Raw genomic sequence first — 291 nt, forward strand, 5'->3', positions numbered from 1 at the left:
TGGTATGTGTTGGCTGCTTCCGGTATTCATCCTTCCTGTCCGGGAAATACACGTATGGAGATTACAAGTCCGGTTTTTGATAAGGTAGAGTTCAATCTTGATCCCAGTTATTATACTGGTAAGAAATTCACGGTGATAGCTCATAATAACAGCATAAATAACATCTATATACAAAAAGCTTTGTTGAACGGTCAGGAATACAATAAATGTTATCTTGATTTTGCGGACATTGCAGCCGGAGGTACATTGGAGCTGTTTATGGGTGATAAACCTAATGTTGAGTGGGGACTT

At 39.2% G+C, this 291-nt stretch carries 1 protein-coding gene (only partly in view); it reads left to right on the forward strand.

Features of this window, described 5'->3' with window-relative positions; genetic code table 11:
• The coding region annotated (locus tag AB5935_RS24565; protein ID WP_368327708.1) for a GH92 family glycosyl hydrolase crosses the window boundary (this coding region is incomplete at both ends): on the forward strand, positions 1-291 show 291 of its 1,906 nt. Its footprint begins 1,615 nt before the window's first position.

The organism is Phocaeicola sp. RTP21198st1_B8_RTP21198_201120 (assembly GCF_040929485.1).
Lineage (GTDB): Bacteria > Bacteroidota > Bacteroidia > Bacteroidales > Bacteroidaceae > Phocaeicola > Phocaeicola dorei.